The sequence below is a fragment of the Pleionea mediterranea genome, assembly GCF_003148745.1.
In the GTDB taxonomy this organism is placed as follows: domain Bacteria; phylum Pseudomonadota; class Gammaproteobacteria; order Enterobacterales; family Kangiellaceae; genus Pleionea; species Pleionea mediterranea.
This window is the reverse complement of record NZ_QGGU01000014.1, coordinates 17,936-39,788: the sequence shown is the minus strand read 5'-3', so window position 1 is coordinate 39,788 and position 21,853 is coordinate 17,936. Positions and strand designations below refer to the sequence as shown.

Annotated in this window: 27 protein-coding genes; 7 read left to right on the top strand and 20 right to left on the bottom strand. The window is 41.9% G+C overall.

The window, feature by feature from the left end; translation table 11 throughout:
- Window positions 1-39: 39 nt before the first annotated feature.
- The 11 genes from C8D97_RS16565 to C8D97_RS16515 form a co-directional block, all read right to left on the bottom strand.
- Entirely contained in the window at window positions 40-465 is a 426-nt protein-coding gene (locus C8D97_RS16565) for a hypothetical protein (protein ID WP_109764919.1), read from the bottom strand.
- Between the two features lie 19 nt (window positions 466-484).
- The gene (locus C8D97_RS16560) at window positions 485-1,006 is read right to left on the bottom strand and encodes a GNAT family N-acetyltransferase (protein ID WP_109764918.1); all 522 of its coding nucleotides are present in this window, start codon (window positions 1,004-1,006) and stop codon (window positions 485-487) included.
- A 13-nt stretch (window positions 1,007-1,019) separates the two neighbouring features.
- The gene (locus C8D97_RS16555; protein ID WP_109764917.1) at window positions 1,020-1,283 is read right to left on the bottom strand and encodes a Txe/YoeB family addiction module toxin; all 264 of its coding nucleotides are present in this window, start codon (window positions 1,281-1,283) and stop codon (window positions 1,020-1,022) included.
- Entirely contained in the window at window positions 1,280-1,522 is a 243-nt protein-coding gene (locus C8D97_RS16550; protein ID WP_109764916.1) for a type II toxin-antitoxin system Phd/YefM family antitoxin, read from the bottom strand. The genes C8D97_RS16555 and C8D97_RS16550 overlap by 4 nt, the downstream gene beginning before the upstream one ends.
- 195 nt (window positions 1,523-1,717) lie before the next feature.
- The gene (locus C8D97_RS16545) at window positions 1,718-2,821 is read right to left on the bottom strand and encodes a 5-(carboxyamino)imidazole ribonucleotide synthase (protein WP_109764915.1); all 1,104 of its coding nucleotides are present in this window, start codon (window positions 2,819-2,821) and stop codon (window positions 1,718-1,720) included.
- Entirely contained in the window at window positions 2,821-3,303 is a 483-nt protein-coding gene (gene purE, locus C8D97_RS16540) for a 5-(carboxyamino)imidazole ribonucleotide mutase (RefSeq protein ID WP_109764914.1), read from the bottom strand. Before purE ends, C8D97_RS16545 begins: the two co-directional genes overlap by 1 nt.
- A 659-nt stretch (window positions 3,304-3,962) precedes the next feature.
- Window positions 3,963-4,472, bottom strand: a complete 510-nt coding sequence (locus C8D97_RS16535; protein ID WP_109764913.1) for a hypothetical protein — start codon at window positions 4,470-4,472, stop codon at window positions 3,963-3,965.
- 77 nt (window positions 4,473-4,549) lie between these two features.
- Window positions 4,550-5,209: a phytanoyl-CoA dioxygenase family protein gene (locus C8D97_RS16530; protein ID WP_210204978.1), complete on the bottom strand. Its 660-nt coding sequence runs from the start codon at window positions 5,207-5,209 to the stop codon at window positions 4,550-4,552.
- An 82-nt stretch (window positions 5,210-5,291) separates the two neighbouring features.
- Window positions 5,292-5,618: a YbjQ family protein gene (locus C8D97_RS16525; RefSeq protein ID WP_109764912.1), complete on the bottom strand. Its 327-nt coding sequence runs from the start codon at window positions 5,616-5,618 to the stop codon at window positions 5,292-5,294.
- The gene (locus tag C8D97_RS16520; RefSeq protein ID WP_109764911.1) at window positions 5,615-6,055 is read right to left on the bottom strand and encodes a zf-HC2 domain-containing protein; all 441 of its coding nucleotides are present in this window, start codon (window positions 6,053-6,055) and stop codon (window positions 5,615-5,617) included. Before C8D97_RS16520 ends, C8D97_RS16525 begins: the two co-directional genes overlap by 4 nt.
- Complete coding sequence (locus C8D97_RS16515) at window positions 6,052-6,564, bottom strand: RNA polymerase sigma factor (protein WP_109764910.1); 513 nt, start codon at window positions 6,562-6,564, stop codon at window positions 6,052-6,054. Before C8D97_RS16515 ends, C8D97_RS16520 begins: the two co-directional genes overlap by 4 nt.
- Before the next feature lie 140 nt (window positions 6,565-6,704).
- On the opposite strand from C8D97_RS16515, the gene C8D97_RS16510 reads away from it, so the two are divergent.
- Window positions 6,705-7,040, top strand: coding sequence for a hypothetical protein (locus C8D97_RS16510; RefSeq protein ID WP_109764909.1), 336 nt, complete (start codon window positions 6,705-6,707; stop codon window positions 7,038-7,040).
- A gap of 148 nt (window positions 7,041-7,188) precedes the next feature.
- Here C8D97_RS16510 and C8D97_RS16505 read toward each other — a convergent pair whose 3' ends face one another.
- Complete coding sequence (locus C8D97_RS16505) at window positions 7,189-8,166, bottom strand: BPSS1780 family membrane protein (protein ID WP_109764908.1); 978 nt, start codon at window positions 8,164-8,166, stop codon at window positions 7,189-7,191.
- Between the two features lie 102 nt (window positions 8,167-8,268).
- Window positions 8,269-9,723 carry a glycosyltransferase family 2 protein gene (locus tag C8D97_RS16500; protein WP_109764907.1) on the bottom strand — a complete coding sequence of 485 codons (1,455 nt, stop codon included), beginning with the start codon at window positions 9,721-9,723 and terminating at the stop codon, window positions 8,269-8,271.
- Window positions 9,724-10,233: 510 nt separating this feature from the next.
- Between C8D97_RS16500 and C8D97_RS16495 the strand changes: the two genes are divergently transcribed.
- Genes C8D97_RS16495 through C8D97_RS16475 form a run of 5 tightly spaced genes read left to right on the top strand, consistent with a single transcriptional unit; the run spans window position 10,234 to window position 14,889 of the window.
- A complete protein-coding gene (locus C8D97_RS16495; protein WP_109764906.1) occupies window positions 10,234-10,671 on the top strand; it encodes a RidA family protein in 438 nt (145 codons plus the stop codon).
- Window positions 10,672-10,711: 40 nt separating this feature from the next.
- Window positions 10,712-11,245, top strand: coding sequence for a 3-hydroxyanthranilate 3,4-dioxygenase (locus C8D97_RS16490; protein WP_210204977.1), 534 nt, complete (start codon window positions 10,712-10,714; stop codon window positions 11,243-11,245).
- Complete coding sequence (locus tag C8D97_RS16485; RefSeq protein WP_109764905.1) at window positions 11,242-12,093, top strand: cyclase family protein; 852 nt, start codon at window positions 11,242-11,244, stop codon at window positions 12,091-12,093. Before C8D97_RS16490 ends, C8D97_RS16485 begins: the two co-directional genes overlap by 4 nt.
- A 29-nt stretch (window positions 12,094-12,122) precedes the next feature.
- Window positions 12,123-13,409 (top strand): kynureninase, encoded by a 1,287-nt coding sequence (gene kynU, locus C8D97_RS16480; protein ID WP_109764904.1) that lies wholly within the window; start codon window positions 12,123-12,125, stop codon window positions 13,407-13,409.
- Window positions 13,410-13,458: 49 nt separating this feature from the next.
- Window positions 13,459-14,889, top strand: coding sequence for an FAD-dependent oxidoreductase (locus C8D97_RS16475; protein ID WP_109764903.1), 1,431 nt, complete (start codon window positions 13,459-13,461; stop codon window positions 14,887-14,889).
- Window positions 14,890-15,063: 174 nt separating this feature from the next.
- Here C8D97_RS16475 and C8D97_RS16470 read toward each other — a convergent pair whose 3' ends face one another.
- Genes C8D97_RS16470 through C8D97_RS16460 form a run of 3 tightly spaced genes read right to left on the bottom strand, consistent with a single transcriptional unit; the run spans window position 15,064 to window position 16,161 of the window.
- The gene (locus C8D97_RS16470; protein ID WP_109764902.1) at window positions 15,064-15,480 is read right to left on the bottom strand and encodes a GNAT family N-acetyltransferase; all 417 of its coding nucleotides are present in this window, start codon (window positions 15,478-15,480) and stop codon (window positions 15,064-15,066) included.
- Between the two features lie 47 nt (window positions 15,481-15,527).
- Complete coding sequence (locus tag C8D97_RS16465) at window positions 15,528-15,797, bottom strand: hypothetical protein (RefSeq protein ID WP_109764901.1); 270 nt, start codon at window positions 15,795-15,797, stop codon at window positions 15,528-15,530.
- Between the two features lie 22 nt (window positions 15,798-15,819).
- Window positions 15,820-16,161 (bottom strand): hypothetical protein, encoded by a 342-nt coding sequence (locus C8D97_RS16460; protein ID WP_109764900.1) that lies wholly within the window; start codon window positions 16,159-16,161, stop codon window positions 15,820-15,822.
- Window positions 16,162-16,387: 226 nt separating this feature from the next.
- On the opposite strand from C8D97_RS16460, the gene C8D97_RS16455 reads away from it, so the two are divergent.
- Complete coding sequence (locus C8D97_RS16455) at window positions 16,388-18,400, top strand: GTP-binding protein (protein WP_109764899.1); 2,013 nt, start codon at window positions 16,388-16,390, stop codon at window positions 18,398-18,400.
- A 100-nt stretch (window positions 18,401-18,500) separates the two neighbouring features.
- On the opposite strand, the gene C8D97_RS16450 is transcribed toward C8D97_RS16455, so the two are convergent.
- From C8D97_RS16450 to C8D97_RS16435, 4 genes are all read right to left on the bottom strand, one after another.
- Entirely contained in the window at window positions 18,501-20,060 is a 1,560-nt protein-coding gene (locus C8D97_RS16450) for a M56 family metallopeptidase (protein WP_109764898.1), read from the bottom strand.
- Window positions 20,061-20,062: 2 nt separating this feature from the next.
- Window positions 20,063-20,437 (bottom strand): BlaI/MecI/CopY family transcriptional regulator, encoded by a 375-nt coding sequence (locus C8D97_RS16445; RefSeq protein ID WP_109764897.1) that lies wholly within the window; start codon window positions 20,435-20,437, stop codon window positions 20,063-20,065.
- A gap of 170 nt (window positions 20,438-20,607) precedes the next feature.
- A complete protein-coding gene (locus tag C8D97_RS16440) occupies window positions 20,608-21,093 on the bottom strand; it encodes an arsinothricin resistance N-acetyltransferase ArsN1 family B (RefSeq protein WP_109764959.1) in 486 nt (161 codons plus the stop codon).
- Between the two features lie 33 nt (window positions 21,094-21,126).
- Entirely contained in the window at window positions 21,127-21,669 is a 543-nt protein-coding gene (locus tag C8D97_RS16435; protein WP_109764896.1) for a hypothetical protein, read from the bottom strand.
- Window positions 21,670-21,853 lie beyond the last annotated feature (184 nt).

Below are 21,853 nucleotides of genomic sequence, written 5' to 3'. Positions count from 1 at the left end.
TACAAAGTGTAGATACAGAACCAAAGGAGCTACTAACACTTATTGATTACTATTTTTAGTTAACCTGTTTATTTCCTTCATTACTAAAGCGGCGCAAATCCCTGACACAGCAAGAATTAAAATAATTGAATAATATTTTTCAACATCAAGTCTAGGAACAATTGATACGCTAAAAAGGACCCATGGAATAGCATACTTACGCCAAATTTTATTTTTCTTTTTTTTAGTAATGTAACTTTTGCAGAGAGCTTTAACAGAAGAATCGTCAGTGTTTTTATAAATTTCTTCCAGCTTTTCAACAGAGATACTAGCAATATTTTTAAGAAACTCTTCTTTTCGAAATCTGTCAGGACAGTAGTTATCTATTGCAGCCTTTAACTTCTTATAATTTTCAGGGTAAAGCTCTTTATCTATAGAGCTTAATGCTTCTAAGAGCTCGTTGTACTTATAATTTGAGTAGTCCATTTACTTATCTTCTAATTGTTTATTCAGCTTTAATCCTGCGCATCATGATAATGTCGGTTTGAGGATCATTGCCTAATTTAAAGACATGCTTACCAACCGGTTGAAAATCTAATTTTTTATAGAAAGCGATGGCTCTTGGGTTATGCTCCCATACACCAAGCCACACTACATCATTATTTTTTTCGCGCAGCCGACTTAAACACTCAGTCATTAATGCTTGCGCTAATCCTTTTCCATGCCATTGTTTGTCCACATAAAGACGCTGAATTTCACCGGGTGAAATCGCTGTTACGCATTCAGGATAATGCCCCTGCCGGAGCTGCGCGTAAGCCACCAATTGACCATCATCTTCAACCACAATGGTATCGTAATTGGGATCGGATAGCTCCGCGGTTTGAATCGACTCGCCATAGGTCGATGCACAATGCATCGCCATATCCTCTGCGTTATTGGCTTCAGTAAAGGCGTCTCGAAAGGTTTGCTCCGCCAGCTCAGATAATTGCCTGGCATCGGAGAGAGTTGCGGATCGTTTTTTGGTCATCAATTCAAACCTGTTACTCGTAATGACTCCAAAGCCTGAGAACTTTCACGACACGCTGTTCTTCAAGTACTTGATAAACTAAACGATGCTGAATATTAATTCGTCGAGAGTAAGCACCAGCAAGATCGCCAATGAGTTTCTCAAATGGAGGGGGCTTTTGGAAGGGATCTTCTGAAATTATAGATAGCAGTTTTTGTGCTTTTGATTTTAGTCCACTAGAGGCAAGCTTTCTGGCATCTTTTTGAGCTTGCCTGGTATAAACCAATTTCCATGTCACCAGTCGAGCTCCTCGTCGCAATCGTCAATGGAAGTCTCCATTCCGTCACGAATTGACTCTCGCATACCTGGTACAGACAGTAAAAACAAGGTTTCCTGAATGGCAGTCCAATCTTCTTCAGAGAGTAAAACCGCCTTATTTCGCTTACCACTAATGATTATTGGTTTATGGGACTCTGCGGTTTCATCTATCAACCGATAAAGATTGCTTCGAGCCTCTGTTGCTGTAATGCCGCTCATATAACACCTCTGAACTGCTCAATTTACAAACAGTTTATGCCATACTTTTACGTACGTCAAATCGTACGTAGAAGTATCAAGCCTGTATTTAAAGTCCCAATAGGCAAAAAATATTTTTCAACAGATATCGAATAAGCCTTTTTATCTAACTAATAGAAAGGCTGTCTAAAGAATCAGATTCAACATCACTAAATATTAATTGTCCTGATAAACCTGCTTTTCAAGCGCTGCCAGATTTTTTTCCAACTCGGCATAATCCTCGTGCTGAAAATTAATGTGACCAACTTTTCGCTTGGGTTTGCATTGTTTGTCGTACCAGTGCAACTGAGCGTTTGGAATAGTAATGTCAGACTGAGCCACTTCCTTTCCCAGCAAATTAAGCATGGCGGTAGGCCCGTTTAATTCTGTATTGCCTAACTCAATACCCATAACCGCACGAATGGCGTTTTCAAACTGACTGCAAGCGGTGCCCGCCTGTGACCAATGACCGCTATTGTGAACTCTTGGTGCTAACTCATTAACCAATAACTCATCGCCTTTCACAAAACATTCCATTGAGAGAACGCCAACGTAGTCCGATTCAGTCAGTATTTTTCTCAAATATTCTTGCGCACGCTTGGTAAACTTTTCTTGGTAGTTTTTCGCAGGAACAATTGAGCTAATAAGAATGCCGCCACGATGTTCATTGTACGCCATTGCATAAAAGGCAATATCACCGGCCAAGGAACGCGCTGCAATTAAAGACACTTCGGCTTCAAACGGCACCCATTGCTCGATAATTAACGGGCTGCTGTTGTAGGTTTCTAAAAACTTTTCAACATCGGCTTCGGTTTTTAAATGCCACTGGTTTTTACCATCGTAACCTTGCTCAATGGATTTTACGGCAACCGGGATCCCTAACGCTTCAATTGCTTTTGTTACATCACTTGCGCTGTTTGCTTCAGCGTAACCGGCAGTAGGAATGCCAATTTTATTAAGAAAGTTTTTTTCTCTTAAACGGTGCTGGGTAATTTCAAGCACGTCAGGATTGGGGGACACCCGGCAAAGCTTTTGCAGATCGCGCAGCAACGGCACATCCACCGCTTCTTTTTCTACGGTGATTACTTCAGGCTCGCCCAGCGCTTTAAAGATCGCTTCGGCAGACTCACTCCCCGAAAACATAACCTGTTCACCCAGGCCTTTAATGGCAGACACATCATCGTTCGGCTCAGCAATAAAGCTGAAGGTTGCGCCAAGCTTTTTTCCATCGTGCGCCATCATCCGGGCTAACTGGCCAGTACCGTAGATCCCGATATGCATTACTCAACCTCCTCAGATACTGAGTCGGTTTGATTGCTGCGCCACTCGATCAGACGTTGTTTCACGTCATTGTTTGACAGTGCAATAATTTGAGAAGCCATCAGTCCGGCATTAAAAGCGCCTGACTCACCAATTGCTTGTGTGGCAACCGCGACACCTTTCGGCATTTGCACTATAGATAACAAACTGTCCATACCTTTTAACGCCTTGCTTTGTACAGGTACGGCTATCACCGGCAACTCGGTCATGGACGCAGCCATCCCCGGCAAATGCGCAGCACCACCAGCGCCAGCTATAATCACTTTTAAACCACGTTCAGAAGCACCTTTAGCATAAGCAACCAGCCGGTCTGGTGTTCTGTGTGCAGAAACCACTTTGGACTCATAAGCGATACCCAGCGCATCCAACACTTCGGTAGCCCGTTGCATCGTTGGCCAATCTGACTGTGACCCCATTATTATGCCTACTTCTACTTGCTTCATTTCTGTACTCCTGGTGATTAAAAGCCCCGACTTACTGATTGGGCCAAGAGAATGTCAATTGATGTTTCTCATCAACACGCCAAATGGAAATACGTTTTGGCGCGGATGATATTGAATGAATCATGGATGGATTCGAGCCAAGTTAACCCCTTGACCCGAGCACCACGGTTAAAGCCCTTTACCAAAGGCATAAAAAGCGAGACGATCGCCCAATCGACTCGCTTTTTGTAAATTCATTGTTTCGATAGCCGGCAATTATACCCAAAACCAGCCCAAACTGGGATAATCAGCGGCGAAAAGTCGTTAAATTATAGAAAAAACTTTGATTTTTGAAGGTTAAATTAAGCCCAAGCAACGTAAAAATCATTACCTGCGGCTAATTTCATAGACATTTTAATGGCAACAAAAGTACTTAGCACTCCTTTATCAAGAAAGGTAAGGCTTTTGTAATGGCTTTATTGCAGTACCTATTATGACTAACTTATATCCTAAGTCAGGTTTACTTCTGTTTCTGAACTAGTTCTTAATCTGCTCAGTTACTGCAAAAATCTATAGCTAAAATTTGATAGTACCTTTATGGACTCTAATAAAAGAAAACTATCCAGCAAGTGGCCAGAGAAAGGAATTATCCCTCAATACTCAGTTTAATAAAGACTTCATCATCTCACCGTTCGGGAAATGAATGTGGCAATAGTCTTACTTTTAAATATCAGTATAAGGGAAAGCAGGAAAGCCACAGCAGTTGCGATCATATTTGCTTTATCTTGGGGGCTGCTATCAAACCCATTTATTGTTGATGCCATTCCATTTGAAGCCATATTTTTAAAAGACAACCAAAACACAGCATCAACTAATGCATAGTAAAGCGTATAAAAACCAATTCCAACGATTATAATAGATAACAGCTGTACAGAAGATAACACCTCTACCGACGCTTCTTTATCAGTCATAATTTTGCTGGCTGCTGTCATTGGGAAAAACCAAAGTACTACAGAAATAATCAAGGGCGCCAATGCCGATAATGCCATAAAAAGTGTTGTCGACCTCACGGCATCTTCAGAATAATAAAATAAAGTTTCAAGAAAAAATGTTGCGTTTTTAACACCAAAAGCAAATAAAGCTATTGCAAAAAGTCGAACAATTAACCCTAAATAATGAATTGACTTCAAAACCTTCTCCTATTTTTATACAAGCACTCTGTCTTGTTAACTATCCTGTCTTTACTATTAAAGTAACTTAACATTTTCTACGCCCACTTCACACCATCAGGCAGTTGATAACAGCTAAATTCTATGTGTAGCACCCTTCTGGGCTGTGTCGATGTTGATTTGTTTGATGCATGTAAAACATGCGGACGCATAACTAAAGCAGAGCCAGCAGGTGCCTTACAGTGAATACTTTTATGATGCTCTGTATAGTGAGTAATTGATTGTTGCGACAAAACCCCTTCTTTATGACTATTTGGAATCACTTTTAGACAGCCGTTTTCTTCCGTTGCTTCGTCTAGATGAATTCGAAAAGTTATCATATTCTCTAATACTTCAATAGGAGGCTGTACATTCAAAACGCCATCTTTCTCAGTCCAGTTGCTCCAACCTAATCTATTAATATTCTTAGAGACTGAAACTGTTTTATCCTGATGCCAACTGACAAGCCAGTTATTAGAAATAGATTTGATAAAAACTATGGAGCGGACAAACTTGGCTTTTCCATTCAGATAATCAGACGCTAGATCTAATAGCCAATGGCTTTTTACTAAAGTTGCGACGGATATCAGCTTTTTCTCAGCATTACGAATTCCACCGCCTTTAAGCTCTAAAGTGGTTAGTTCACGTTTAATCGTTTCAATGTCATCCATCGAAAGAATGTTTTCTACAATTTCAAATCCATTTTCACTAAAAGCCACTTGCTAAAATCCTCTTGCAAAGTTAACAATATATTCTTTCCGCTATTGAACGGAAAGAATATTGACTGTAGTCCTTACAGCTTTATTTCGCTAACTTAACCGCGGTGCCATAGGCCAATAACTCGGCAGCGCCCTGAGCCATTAAGCTGGTAGAAAAGCGCAATCCGACGATTGCATCGGCACCCATGCTGCGCGCTTCTTCAATCATTCTGTCTAACGCCTGCTCGCGACTTTCTGCCAATAACTTGGTGTACTCATGAACTTCACCACCCACTATTCCGCGCAAGCCGGCCAAAATATCTCGGCCAATATGTCGGGCCCTTATGGTATTGCCCCGCACCAAACCCAAGGTTTTCTCAACCGTGTAACCCGGTAATTCGTCCGACGTTGAAACAATAATATGACTCATAAATCCACTCCTTTATAGCGATCGGTTTTTCGGGCAATCAATCGTTGCCGCAATACAGTTAATAATAAAAAGGCTACGCCACCGTATATGGCACTGATGGTTAATTTTAACCAAAGCGCGGTAGTGTCCTGGGTAAAAAATTGATACGCCAGGTAGCCAACAATCACGGCTATCCCACCTATCAATAACAACCAGCCGGCCCACTCAAATGTTTTTGCCGGTTTATCCGTCATTAAGGTTTCCAGTTGTTCTTCACTCATGGTCTTTTTCTCCAATTGGGCAACGTCCTGTTGCATGGACTTTAAGTCGCGGTATAACTGGTTGCACTGCTCACATTGCTGCAAATGATTATGCACACGTTGCGACTCCTGTTGGGTTAACTCGCCATCCAGATAACCCGATAACTTAGCTTCAATACTGCTGCATAGCTCAGTCATGATTCACCTTCACTTAATTTCATTTGTTGACGCAGAGCGAGTCTTGCCCGATGCAATCGCGACATAACGGTTCCGGCTTCTATCTCAAGAATATTGGCAATCTCTGCGTAACTGAAACCTTGCCAGTCTTTTAATAAAATAATATCCCGATGCTCCAGAGACAGGGCTGCCAATGCTTTTTTTATTGAAGTTTGAGCCTGTTGTTGTTGCCAGTAAGTCTCTGGATTTTGTTGCTCATTAGCCGCCACACTCTCTTCATTCCATGATTCACTGCGTCTGACTTTTTGCGCACGCACCCGGTCAATAACCTTGTTGCGCACCACTTTAAACAGCAACATACGAAATTGACTGGAATCTTTTGGCAACCGCGCCTGACGCAGTAACGCGTAGCAGGCATCCTGCATAACATCCTGGGCGTCGTCTTTACAGCGAAGCATTTGCACCGCCATGGCGTACGCCCCCTGAGAGTGTTGCTGAATAAGTTGATTAACCACTCGTATTCTCGTCATTTAATTAACCACTGAGGGTATAACGTTGCCATCGTCCATTTATTCCCTATTTATTTAAATTTTTTAGACTATCGCCTGACCCTTATGTAGACTCGCGGTCGAAATTCATTAAATCATAAACTCAGGCCAGGCCAATTACTATGGAAATATTTTTACTTATCAGTATCTTAGCGATTCCAGTTCTATTACTGGCCTCGCCACTTGCCATATTAACCTTAAAAGGCCGACCCGATATTGCACTCTATTATTTAATCGCCATGCTGCTGGTACAGATAACCGTATTAGTGACTCACTGGGGACAAATGACACAGGCGGCTCTGTGGGTCATGGTGTTGATCGCTATTTCACAGGCTCTTGGCTGCGCATTAACCTGGCATAAAACCAGAGAGCGTTACTGGGCTCTGTATGGTGTATCTGTGGTGATTTTAAATACGGCACTGATCCTGATTGGTCAGCCATCACTTATCAGTGGCTAGATATTACAGCGATTCATTGAAAGGTTTATTTCAATACAGCGTTCATAAAAAAGCCTGACCAATGATCAGGCTTTTTTGTTTTTAGCTTATTTTTTAAGTGCATGATTTAAATCTTAAACAGAAAAACTTAACCACTTGCACTTAAAAGTTACAGCTCCAGCCGATCGTTAGCGGCATGGGGCTCGGTAAAAATATCTTTGTAAGCAGAAAATATTGCAGCAAAAGCGGTGGGCATAAACACCAGTAAACCCAGGAATATTGGGATCACCGAAACAATATAAAGCAGCAGCATAATTACGGCGAAAACAAACAGTGGCAGTATGTTCTTTACGCAGCCAAGAAAACTAAACTGCATCGCCTTTAGAATTGAAATGTCATGAATGGCAATTAATGCCGGAGCAAAAATGGACGCCATCATTACCGGTATCATCGCCAGCATTCCAAAGAAAAACAGCTGCCAAAAACGGCCCGGATCTTCCATAATCAGACTTTGCTGTTGCTGAGCGTCGGCACTCGACTTTAACAGTTCCAGATAAAAATCCCCCATAACCGAATACATAATCAGCGCATTCAGCACACCGGTAATAATCGATAATAGAATCAGTTTAACCAGTGGTTCTTTAAATCCGGCAAACAGGTAATTAACCGAAAACTCCCGTCCCTGATACAAAGCTTTACAGCCAAGCATTAACCCGGCAAACCAGACATAGGATGTTAAGCCCATTATCAGTTGACCTATCAATGGCAACATACTCAGGCCAATCATAATGGCGAGCCCCAAAAACAAGATAAGGATCCACTGACCCGGACTTTGTTTAAAATAACCAAATCCATCGCCTATCCAGCCAACACAGCGACCAAATGAAACCGCTCGTGGCGCAGCCAACATATTAAGAGACGCCCCTTCTGGCTCAACATCCAGGCTGGAATCGGGGGACTGGTAAGGATTATTCGATCCACCAGGCTGCTGGTTTGTCTGTTGCTGATTAGAGGATTCCTGATTGGAAGATTCTATATTCGAGGATTCTTGGTTAGACGCTTCTTGATTAGAGATCTCTTGATTAGACGTTTCTTTATTAGATGCTTCTCTATTAGAATCATGCTCAGGGGAATTCTTGTCCGGCATCGATAGCTCCTGAAGTATTTATTGTCGGGTCTGATGTCATATTTAGGGCATCAATATCGCGATAAACACCGCCAGCGTCAAGTCCCAGCTTAAGGAATCGAACTATTGAAGCGAGGACGATGCAATACCGACACGTGACCAGGACTGCCACTGCAACTGCTCACGCTTGATCAGGCGTTTAAGGCTGCGAAACAGAGCTTGAAACTCAACAATATCGACAATGTAGAAGATCAGCCAGGCAACAGGGGCAACTAATAATAGATTTAAATGAAATTTAGCTTTGGGATCCGACATTATCTGCATGGCAATGATCGAGGTTAAAAACAGAATCACAAACACCAGCGGCACATAATCGAAAGTGATAATGGTGTAACCGTAAAAAATGGTCAGCAACACCCCTTCCATTAACAATAAAAATTCCGCGTAAACCGCCAAGGGCAATAACAGGCAGGTTAAATACTTGGAGTGCGATTTATGCAAACTGAAAAACAGACTGGAATGTTTTATAAATGTTAAAACTCTACCGTATTTCCAGCGCAGTCGTTGTTTGCACAGCGCTTTCCAGTCCGATGGGCCTTCGGTATAAATAACAGCATCCGTCGCGTAACGAGTTTTATAACCGTATCGTAATAACCGGGTCGACATTTCGATATCTTCAGTAATGATCGATTCATCAAAACCGCCCACATCGAGTAACGCCTGTTTTCGATAGGCCGCGGCAGCACCGCCAATAATGTACACAGAATTAAAAATTGAATCCGCACGCTTAAAGAAAAAGCCATACAGATACTCCAGCTGCTGCATCAACTCAATAGGCTTGCGGCGGTTACCAACTACCACATTGCCAGCAACGGCAGCGACCTTATCGTCGGTAAATCGTTTAATCAGCTGAGTAACCGCTTCAGGATCCATCACACTGTCGGCATCAATAGTGACTATAAACTCCCCACTGGCCATAGCCAGCCCCTGATTCATGGCTTTTGCTTTACCACCATTTGGCAGCTTCAGGTATTTAATTACTGCTTTATTTTCACTGTGTAGTGAGCGTGAAACAGAGGCTTTTGAATGTGAGTTTAAGCCTTTTGAGTTTGAAAGCTTTGAAATGGAATGTTTTGTTAATTCAGTAGAACGAGAGCGATTATGCTGTTTAATAAAGTTGTTTAGCAATTGGTGGGTTTTATCGGTGGAGCCATCGTTGATAACAATCACTTCCAATCGCTGATAATTGGCCTCAACCACAGATTTAAGGGTTTTTAATATCCCCACTTCTTCGTTCCAGGCAGGGATCAACACCGACACCGAAGGATTATCAGCCGACGTTTGCCCGCGTCGACGCACCCGCTCAACCACGCCATACAAGGGTGACGACAACAGTTGAATTAAAAACTTAACCGCAATTGGCAACAACAGGCAGAAAATAAATAACCGTACCGACGCCATAGAGTCGTCCACCGTATAGGTGTAATTCACTGCCAGATAAATAACGACACCGGATAAACTGTATAAAGCAACCGCCCAAAACAGACATTGCAGGATCGAACGTAAACTACCCTTCATGGTGAATGAATTCCCCGAAACTGGTTTGTTATTACGCCTAACAGTCTTAAATCAAGACCTGACAAAAAGGCTGGTTATTTTTTCGGCAGGATTATGCCAGCATACTCGGGGCCGAAGAAGCGAGATACTAGCTCTTTTTGAACTGGCGCACACTTAATTTCGGTTTTTTCGGTACTCTTTCACAAAACAAGGCATTGCTTTGTGTATTTAACTTTACTTACAAGGTCTGATTCCTCCTATTTACAATCGCCTCCAACCATCGTATAAATACCCCCATGAACTGCATTTCCATAAAACAAATATCTTCCGGGGCTATTTTTGCCAGCCGCAATGGCTGCAAAAGCGTACTGGCCTAGCAGGAACCATTCGGCAAATCGTCTTTCGCATTTGCCTTGAGCTCTATGCTCGTCTTTCTCGATTATTTCAGACAGTTTTAACCCCGTATTGTGTAATTTAAGTTTAAATCACTCCACTTTACTCAATACATCGCTCAGATTCAGGAGTTCAAATATGACGGCCAATAACCCAACAACCAGCCAACGAGTAGACTCAAAAAAAGCGCCAGAGCCAGTTGGCCTTTATCCTCACGCACGTCGTGTGGGTAATCTATTATTCTTATCGGGTGTGGGACCACGTCAACGCGGCAGCAAATCGATACCCGGCGTAACGTTGGACGAAAACGGCAATATTACCGATTACGACATTGCCGAGCAGTGCCGCAGCGTGTTTGATAATGTGCGCTGGATATTGGAAGAGTCTGGCTCCAGCTGGGATCAACTGGTGGATGTTCAAGTCTTTTTAACCAATATGAAAGACGACTTTAAAACCTATAACGAGGTTTACGCAGAATATTTTAAAGATAACCAGCCTTGTCGAACCACCATAGAAATCACTGCGTTACCAACGCCCATTGCAATAGAATTAAAATGTGTGGCAACCATCGACTAGTTCGGCTGATGCCATCACAATTACTCATCAGGAGGCGATTATGAGTGCACCAATGCAGGTCATTAATTTTCAAAAGTGGATCGATGAAAATCGCGATAAACTAAAACCACCCGTGTGCAATAAAGAAGTCTATCGCGAAGGCGATATGATCATTATGGTGGTGGGCGGACCAAACGGTCGTAAAGACTTTCATTACAACGAAGGGCCCGAGTTTTTCTATCAACTCGAAGGCGAAATGCTATTGCGTACCCAGCAAAATAATGAAGTCATCGATTACCCCATTAAAGCGGGTGAAGTCTTTTTATTGCCACCAAAAATCCCTCATTCGCCGGTAAGATTTGCCAATTCCATTGGTCTGGTTATAGAGCAGGTAAGACGCCCGGAAGAAACCGATGGCCTAATGTGGTTTTGCGAAAACTGCAACCATAAACTTTATGAAGAGTATTTCCCACTACGGGATATTGAAAACGATTTTGGTGCGGTATTTAACCGCTTTTTATCCAGCGAAGAAAAACGCACCTGTGATAAATGCGGCACCGTTATGCCGCACAATAAATACGAGTTCGAACAGTGAACATCACTGTTACTCTCGCCAATCAGACGTTTCGGCTTATAACGGATCAGTCGGTTTCTCTGGCAATTCCGTTGCAGTTTACTGGTAAGCAACCGAATCATTTTGGTGTCAATAATGCCAAATCAGAAGTTGTCCGTGCCGGCGATTTTATTGGTGACACCAAACAGGGTGGAAGCTGCAATGTTTCCACCATTACTCTGACACCTCACTGCAATGGCACTCATACCGAATCGATTTCGCACATTGTTGATCCGCTAGTTGCTGTAGGGAATTTGGCGGTTGATCTTTTACCGGCGACAGTTATTAGTGTGCGCCCCGAAAGTGGTGAACAATCACCGGACAGTTACACCCCGGCACTGCAAGCAAACGACAGAGTGATCAGTAAACACTGCCTAGTCGCCGAGTTATCCAGCATTGAACCGGACATGGTAAAAGCGCTGGTGATCAGAACCTTGCCAAACCCGAAAGAAAAACAGTTTCAACAGTACGGCAGTGAACCGGATCAAATTGAACCGCCGTTTTTTACTCATCAGGCTATTCAGTATCTGGTGGATAAAGGCGTCGACCATTTACTGGTCGACATTCCTTCCATCGATAAAATGTACGACGAAGGCAAGCTGTCGAATCATCATTACTTCTGGAATGTTGAGCAACTGTCGCATCAGTTAAACGACAAAACTGCTCGGCATAAAACCATTACCGAAATGATTTATGTTCCCGACAATGTGATAGATGGTCATTACCTGTTGAGCTTAAACATTGCCCATTTTCATCTGGATGCTGCGCCTTCGCGGCCAGTGCTTTATCCGTTAGAGAGTGTTGAGCATTTAGACACCGATTACTATTAGCCACTAAAACCCTTATTCGAGAAATCACTATGACACACAGGTTTGAAAACTCATTAGCTTTTGCAAAACAAATGGATGAGCAGGATCCATTAAGTGCAATTCGCAACGAATACCACATTCCCAAACAATCTAACGGCGAAGATGAAATTTATCTCTGCGGTAACTCACTGGGCTTGCAACCAAAACGTACCGAACAATACCTGAGTTACGAATTAAGTCAGTGGCAAAAACTGGGCGTTAAAGGGCATTTTAGTGGCGACTATCCCTGGATGCCCTATCACGAGTTTTTAACCGAAGGCTTTGCCGAACTGGTTGGCGCAAAAAACAGCGAAGTGGTAGCAATGAATTCATTAACTGCCAACCTACACTTTATGATGGTCAGTTTTTATCGCCCCACCCAAAAGCGACATAAAATACTCATTGAAGATCACGCATTTCCATCGGATCACTACGCCGTTGAATCGCAGATCAAGTTCCATGGTTTTGATCCGGAACAGTCCATGCTGTTAATCAAGCCTCGTGAAGGTGAAAGCACTTTTCGAACGGAAGACATATTAAAAGTGATTGAAGAACAGGGTGACAGCATTGCACTTATTCTGTTGCCAGGCGTTCAATATTACACCGGTCAGGTGTTTGATATGCAGGCCATCACAAAAGCCGGTCACGATAAAGGCTGTCAGGTGGGTTTTGATTTGGCCCATGCCAGTGGCAATATTGAAATGCAACTGCACGACTGGCAGGTGGATTTTGCCTGCTGGTGTAATTATAAATATTTAAACTCGGGAGCAGGCTCCGTTGCCGGTTGTTTTGTTCACGAAACTCACCATAAAAATAAAGACTTGCCACGTTTTGCTGGCTGGTGGGGACATAACAAACAAACTCGCTTTAAAATGGACAACCAGTTCGATCCCACCGAGAGCGTAGAAGCCTGGCAATTGTCCAACCCGCCCATTTTATCCTTGGCGGCGATTCGCGCTTCTCTCGATACCATAAAACAGGCAGGCGGAATTTCTGCACTGCGTAAAAAATCCTTGTTGTTAACCGGCTACCTTCGTTTTTTACTGAATCAGGAACTGGGTGACGATATTAAAATTCTCACGCCGGAAAATGAAGCTGAGCACGGTTGCCAGTTAAGTCTTACAGTGGATACCCATGGTCTCGACGGCAAAGTGGTGTTTGAGCGCATTGAAAAGGCAGGCGTGACTGGCGACTGGCGTTACCCCAATGTGATCCGGGTGGCTCCGGTGCCTCAATACAACAGTTTCGAAGATTGTTATCACTTTGTGCAAATTTTAAAACAAAGCCTGCAACAATAAATTAATTGATCAAGCCTCGTTGCATTAGCGACGAGTCGCGGAGCCATTTATGACTCAAACCAATCAACAATCATCGTCTCATCAAGTCGCTGAAAAAAACCAGGCACCAACGATTACTTTAATTGGTGCCGGACTGGTGGGCAGTTTATGCGCGGTATTATTGGCCAAACGCGGTTATAACGTCGTTATTTTTGAACGTCGTGCTGACATGCGCGAGCAATCCATGTCAGCAGGTCGCTCGATAAACTTGGCCTTATCGAATCGTGGCATTCATACATTAAAACAGGCAGATTTGATGGATCAGGTTGAGCCCATGTTAACGCCCATGCGTGGTCGAATGATCCACGACTTAAACGGTGAACAACATTTACAACCCTACGGACAACGCGCAGAAGAAGTTATCTATTCGGTATCCCGTGGTGATTTAAATAAACTTTGTATGACCGCCGCAGAAGCTTACGGCAATGTAACCATTCATTTTAATAGCCGCTGTGATGCGATTGATTTTGATAAACAACAACTCACTATTTATAACGAGTTAACCGAACAAAACGAGCAACATAGTTTTGAACAGGTGATTGGAACCGATGGCAGTGCATCTTCCGTTCGCAATGCGATTCACGCACGCCACAGTCAACAAAACATTGTTGAGCCACTGGGTCATGGTTACAAAGAGCTTAGCATTCCCCCCGACAGCGAAGGCAACTTTCAAATGGAACCGGAGGCATTACACATTTGGCCACGGGGCGGCTATATGATCATTGCTCTGCCCAATAAAGATGCCAGCTTTACCGTTACCCTGTTTATGCCGAACGAAGGTGAGTTAAGTTTTGATAGCATTGATAATAAAAACCGCTTGCAACAGTTTTTTAAACAGCAGTTTTCCGATTTAATTCCTCTGCTGCCCAATCTTGAAACCGAATACTTTAATAATCCAACAGGTCGATTGGCTACCGTAAGATGCAATCCGTGGCACTATCAAGATTTAGCGTTACTGATTGGCGATGCGGCTCACGCCATAGTGCCATTTCATGGGCAGGGGATGAACTGTGGCTTTGAAGACATTACCGAGTTAATGGCACAAATTGATCAGCATAACAATTGTCAGACCGCTCAATTTAATTGGCAAGCGGTGTTCTCAGAAACCGACAAACTTCGCCAACCCAATGGCAATGCCATAGCCGACATGGCGATTGAAAATTACATTGAAATGCGCGACTCGGTTAACGATCCAAAATTTGTGCTTCAAAAAGAGTTGGCGTTTGAACTGGAAAAACGCTGGCCGGATCAATTTGTCCCCCGCTATTCCATGGTGATGTTTCATCGCCTGCCTTATAGAGATGCACAACAACGTGGCGAAACTCAGAAGGCAATTTTAAAAGAATTAACCCAGTCAATAGATACCATTGAACAAGTTGACTTTGACCACGCGAAACACCTTGTTAATGAACAGTTGCTCAAAGTAAATTTAAATCCATAGTTTTTTATTTAGAAGCCATCTCAAAAATAGCGAGCGACGGTGAGACAAGGAAAGTTTTGGCGAGAAATCACTGTTTACACACAGTAAATAAGCATTTTGAGTCGAAGTTTAACGCCATATCTTCAAGTGTAGAATTTTTGAGATAGTTTCGAATAACTTTGGTACAGCAAATCGCTATATTTTAATTTTTTCGCTTCGATTGAGCACCCAGCAGCGATCATTTTGTTTAAACCCAATATGCTCATAGTATGAATTTGCAGCAGGCGCCGCCAGCAATATGAGCATGCACTTAGGGCCTAATTGCGCTTGTGTTTTGATTTGCAACTGTTTTCCAATACCAAGGTTTTGATAACTTAAGTCAACGGCCAAATCGGAAAGATAACAACAGAAGTGAAAGTCGGTAACGCTGCGCGATATACCCACCAATGTTTCGTCATCCCAGGCTGTAATCACTAAATTACTGTTTGTGATCATACCTTTAATACACTCGGCATCGTCAACCGGTCGACGCTCACCGAGCGTGGAGCGTCTTAGTAGGTCAGCAAACTGCTCCGCAGAAATAGCTTGATTAATCTTGTAGTCAATATTCACTTGCGACTCCGCAGTCAGGCTGGTTACTCAGTGGTAAACCAACCTTATCAGTTTTTTTCAGAAAATGAAAAAGTAGCCCAGGTTGACTTATCCGTATCCACCGCTTTTTCTGGATAAAATATCTCAGCACCATACTTCTCTTCTTGATAAATAGCGCTAATGCGAATCATCATATTCCATTGTTTACTCGAAAATTGTTTACTCGAAAATTTCTTTCGCAATACTTGAAGCTCTCTATGGGATCCTTCCAGAAAATTAGTTTGGGTTCCTTCATCCGTTTCTTGCTCACCGGCATAGGGAACCCAAAAGTTCCCCAATCCTTATGATTCCAAAACTCTGTTAGTCTTCCACTGTTCTTTTTTCATTATGCCCAATTGCATCATAAATGGTGTCAGCCAGCAGCTTGGCATCACTGAAAGATAACGAAACAGGAACCATTGAAAAATTAAAGAGGCCATGTTGAGATATTTCCAATCCAACATTCTTTAATTGTGGTGCCACTTCCACAACATGAACTTTAACGCCTGATGAAACGAGCCTTATTTTTTCACCTTTAGGTGTGTTTTCCATTGTCTTGATTATTTTTCCGCCAAACATTAACTCTTTGCCCTTTTTTGAAATCAGACCATAAATAATTAATGCGGCTAAAATTATAAAAATAATTATGACTATACTATCCATTAAACGTCACTCCATTGTTGATTTAGGAACTACTGTTGCTAAAAATACGATCTATCGGTTATACATAAATGAAAATATAACTGCCTTAATTTAACATTCTTTGAATCTACTATGCAGTAGTCTATGCGATGATCACGATCAAAATCCAGTGCGATTAGAGTTATTCGTCTTAACCCTGTAAAATGACTCGCCTTTATTAAAACAACTTTCCAACTCTGGAATAGCATTGACTTTATCAACCAGAAACATAGGCATTGTTGCGCACGTAGACGCAGGCAAAACCACGCTTACCGAACAGCTTCTCTATGTAGCGGGAGCCACTCGTTCTGCAGGCAGTGTTGACGATGGTACCTCAGCCACCGATTCCTTAGCGGTGGAGCGTGAACGCGGTATTTCTGTACGACTCGCAACGGAAACCTTTGACTGGCAAGGCTGTCAAATCAACTTAATCGACACGCCGGGGCATCTGGACTTTAGTGCTGAAGTTGAGCGATCGTTACGAGCGCTGGATTGCGCGATTCTAGTGATCAGTGCGGTAGAAGGTGTACAAGCCAATACCAGTGGTATTTTTGAAGCCTTAAACACGCTACGGATCCCCACCATTATTTTTATTAATAAACTGGATCGCATGGGCGCTAATGTTAATGCGGTACTTACAGAAATCCATCAAGAGCTCAGCCGTGATTGCGTGTTGTTGCAACACACGATAAACGTTGGTGAAAGCAGCGATGCTAACATCGCCTGCGACTGGAATGCCTCATCTTTTAACCAACATCAAACAGATCCATCCGACAGCACAATGTTTATTGAACCTGTGATTGAAAAGCTCACCGAATACAACGACGAATTACTTGAACAGGTAATTGATGGCAAAACCATTTCATTTGAAACATTCAATACTCAGCTGACACAAAGCATTCACGAAGCACGTTTGTACCCTGTCGTTACCGGTGTTGCGAAAAACGCTTTAGGCATTGAGCAACTGTTAACCGCAATAACAAACTACCTGCCTTGCGCACAAGGTGATACTGAGCAACCATTGTCAGCGGTTATCTTTAAAATTGAACACGATAAAACCTTAGGCAAAACCGCATACATCCGCGTTTTTAATGGTCAAATTAAAGCCCGTGATAAAATCGTTAACTCCACACGAAGTACTGATAAGCAGACCGTTGAAGAAAAAGTCAGCCAGATAAAACGGGTTTACAACGGTAAGTATCAGGACATAGATATAATAAGCGCCGGAGAGATTGGTGTGGTTAGTGGCCTGTCCATTGCCAAAGTGGGCGATGTGCTGGGCGACGATTCCAAAGTGCCCAATGCCTATCGATTATCGATGCCGCTTTTAACCGTGCAGGTAAAACCGGTTGAAGAAAAAGACTACGCCAACCTTGCCAATGCATTAAAGCAACTGGCCGATGAAGATCCGCTATTAAATCTGGAGTGGCTAACCGAGCAACGCGAACTGCACATTAATATTTGTGGATGGATACAGGTTGAAATATTGGAAACCATTTTAGCCGATCGCTTTAACCTTAAAGCAACCTTTGAACAACCGAGCATTATCTATAAAGAAACGCCAAAAAATTCCGCTGAAGGATACGAACGCTACTGGATGCCAAAACCCTGTTGGGCGATTGTAAAGTTTTTAATCGAACCCGGTACTCGCGGCAGTGGTGTTGTTTATCAATCGAAAGTTGGCGTCAATGACATTGCTGCCAAGTATCAAAATGAAATAGAAGCCACGATTAATACCGCATTAAAACAAGGCATTAAAGGTTGGCAGCTTACCGATATAAAAATCACCTTAATTGAAGGCTCCGATCATAATATTCACAGTCGCTCCGGTGATTTTATTATCGCAACACCTATGGCGATTATGAACGGTCTTGTAAAAAGCGATACCGAATTACTGGAACCGATTCTGGACTTTCAGATTAATGCCGATGCTGAATTACTCGGCACCATCACCAGCGACATCACAAAAATGCGCGGCCAATTTAATAGCCCCGAATTTTCAGGCAACCGGGTTATTCTCCGTGGCACCGTACCGGCAGCAACCTCAATTGAATATCCGATTCAATTAGCATCAACCAGCAATGGCAACGCCAAACTGATAACACGACTGGCGGGATACGCTCCCTGTGCTATTGAAGACGGTAAAACGGCAGAATATCGGGGGATTAATCCATTGGATCGGGATAAATATATATTATGGGCACGTGGCGCTATTAAATAAGATTTTTCGTTATAAGCATTACTTTAGCCGCTGTATACTTCAAATATAAAAGATGCCGTACAACAATAAACAGCATCTTTTATCAGGTACGTTAGGTATGTTAAATATTCACTGCTCGCATGTTCTCTGGTGTAACCTGAATCGTCAGTTTTTTATCCTTCACCGATAACTCTATGGCGGCTTCCTTTTTCATGAGTGTTCTTATTTCTGGCGACTTAACACTGCCTCTACCATCTTCGTCTAGTATTCTAAACTTGTAACTCACATGGGGCATAGCGTGTGTCGAAAGAAACTGTAGCTCATAACCATTAATATGAAGTCCTGTCCAGTGTTGATTGGTATGGTATAGAACATTATCAAACACTACTTTTTCACCATCTAATATGGTTAATTTCGTTCGTGTTTGACGCTCAATAGAGATTAAATTGTCGGAGTCGACTTCATCAGCAGATGAGGTATTAGCGTTAGCAATTAAATAGTATTCACCTTCATTAAATATGCGAACCTCTCCTTTGTTATTAATCGTTGTTATCAGTTGCGATAGATTAACTTTTTCAAGATCGATTGAGTAAAATTTATTTAATAGACTACTTTCTATTTTTACTGCAGACGCATTAAATGCATCAATCAATAAAATACCAAGACTTCTATAGGGCATATTGTCGACTTTAACCCGAAAGCTACCATCGCCTAAAGGGCTTATTATATTTTCTCGGGCTTTTGTTGCATGACTGGTACTGTCACCCTGCCCACTGTAAATTGGCAATACAGCAATCGAAGAAAGTAAAAGAATTGCGACGAAAAGAAATGTTTTATTTTTAAATGTCATACTAAGCTCCATGTTTAATAATTTTATACGTTTAATATCAAAGTTCTTTCCTTCAAAAATAAAGTGCGAAACCATAGGTAATATCTGAGCTCCTTTAACTTTTAGTGCAAGCTCAGCTAACGTTGTCTGATAGTGTTTTTCGCCAAGTTTATACTTGCATTTATCATCGCAACTTAACTCTAACAGTTCTTTTGCTCGTCTAGCTGTAAACCAAACAATCGGATTCCACAGAAAAATTCGACTAACACTATGAATGAGTAATAGCCATACTGGATCGTACTGTTCCACATGGGTTAGCTCATGCTCTAATACAACATTTCGATGGGAATGTCTCAAGTTATCAGAGATAAAAATAACAGGTCGAAAAACGCCATATGACAATGCCCCTTGTATTTTTTGAGAAGCATAAATATCGATACTGCGCTTTCCACTAACAACACTACGCTTACCCTTTGCATACTTCTTTAATGTTTTTAGTTGGGAAAAATGCTGAAGTAAATCACGGCAAAGCCATATCACCCCAAGTGAAGACAATATAATTAAAATATCAAGTAACTCTGGTTTCCAAATACTCTGAACGTCTAACACTTTGGCTTCCGTTATAACAACCGGTTTGGTCAGCGCCTGAATAACCGGTTGAATCGAATTAAATACAATATTATTAGGCGGAGTAACTTCAAATATATTGAACACTTGCCAAGGTATACACCAGGCTGCTAACGCCAGTGCACATAAATAAAAGCGAGTCCTGTGTGGTGCATTACTCATCGAGTACACAGCAATAATGCAGGTTAATGAAATAAGTCCATTTATAAAAAAGTATAGTTTCATAACTAATCCAACTCTTTCTTTTTCTTTTCCAACAACTCTTCAAGATAAGCTATGTCATCTCTTGAAAGTTTTTCTTCATTAACCAGATGATTAAATAAAGGACGGGTTTCACCACCAAACACTTTTTTAATAAATGAACTTATAAGTGGTTGCTTAATGTCATCAGACTGTATTGCTGCGCCATAAAAAATAGTTCGCCCTTTCTGACTGGTGCGTTTTATAGCACCTTTCTTTTCAAGCCGATCAATGATCGTCTTGACCGTTGAATAAGTAACATCCTTGTTTTTTATAATTTCCTGATGCGCTTCCGGTGCAGATAACTGTGCACAGACCCAAAATAATTGCATCACTTCTAATTCAAACTCTGAAAGCCTCATAAATCTACACTTGTCGATATAGTTGCGTTAAGCCTACTTTCGATCTCTACAGTTGTCAATATAAATTATACAAAACAATTAGAATTAACTAATAAAGGCATATTTAACGGGATGGAAAGGTGATAACTATGGTTGACACCACTCAACCTAATGATCGTAATTATTTGTATTTAAAGCACTTTTTGCCAATAGCCCACATCAACCCAGCGATCAAACTTATACCCCACCTGTTCAAACAGAGCCACCTGTTTCATCCCAAACTTTTTATGCAGGGCAACACTGGCTTCATTGGGTAAAGAGATCCCGGCGATAACCGTGTGGAAGGACTGTTGTTTTAATTGTTCGAATAACGCCTGATAAAGTTGTGTACCAAGGCCTTTTCCAATAACGTTTGGTGACAGGTAAACGGTGACTTCAACTGAATAGCGATAGGCACATCGTCCTTTCCATTTGCTGGCGTAAGCAAACCCTGAAATATCATTATTGTGCACGTAGACAAACCAGGGCAACGATTGCTGTGTGACGTCTTCAATGCGCGATAGCATTTCGGCACCGGATACAGGCTCTTCTTCAAAAGTAACCAGCGTATTCGCTATATAATGATTGTAAATATTAGCGATTGATTCGGCATCGTCAGGTTGTGCAGCTCGGATCATGGCGGTCACTCACACATTATTATTAATTAGAAACTACTCTTCTGATTTGGCGGCATTTTTTCGGCGAGCAATTTTTACCGTTTTCTCCAATGCACTTTTTGCCCGCATCGACAGCTCACCTTGCTTATACTCTTTTTTGATGATGTCTTCGATCTGTGTGACCAGTGTGTCTACCGTTTGCACCTTTTGCTTGGCTTCTGCCTGCTCAATATCATCATCGTGCTGATTAAATAAATTAATTCTTCGTTCCGTTCTACGGCCAAAGGCGAGTAACTTATTAAAATGACTGTCTTCTGGTTTGTTTTTTTCCGCCAAGTCCATAAGCGTAAATAATATTGATAAAGGGCTTAATAAAATATCCCGTAAAGCATCCAGGCCCAGCTTTATTTGAAACACACCCAGCCGTTTCAGTTGCTCTACTGTTGTTGTGCGATCGCTTTTAGATTGTTTACTATTAGCTTGATCGCAGTTATTTTGTCCGCTTTTATTTTTATCACTAGGATCACAATCAGCATGATTAGTATCGGTTGAATACTGTGATGTTTGAGCTTGTTCGGCTTTTTTAAATTTATCCATAATAACGATCGACCACTAAATCAACTGGACTTTACTTTTAAATTACTTTTCAATAGATATACGGACTAAATGCTTTAATAACGGGTTTACTCGTCACTAAAATACTTAAGTTATTACCCTATATCTATCACTACAATAATAAACGAGTACTACAGAATTCTGAGCGAAACTTACAACCCATCAC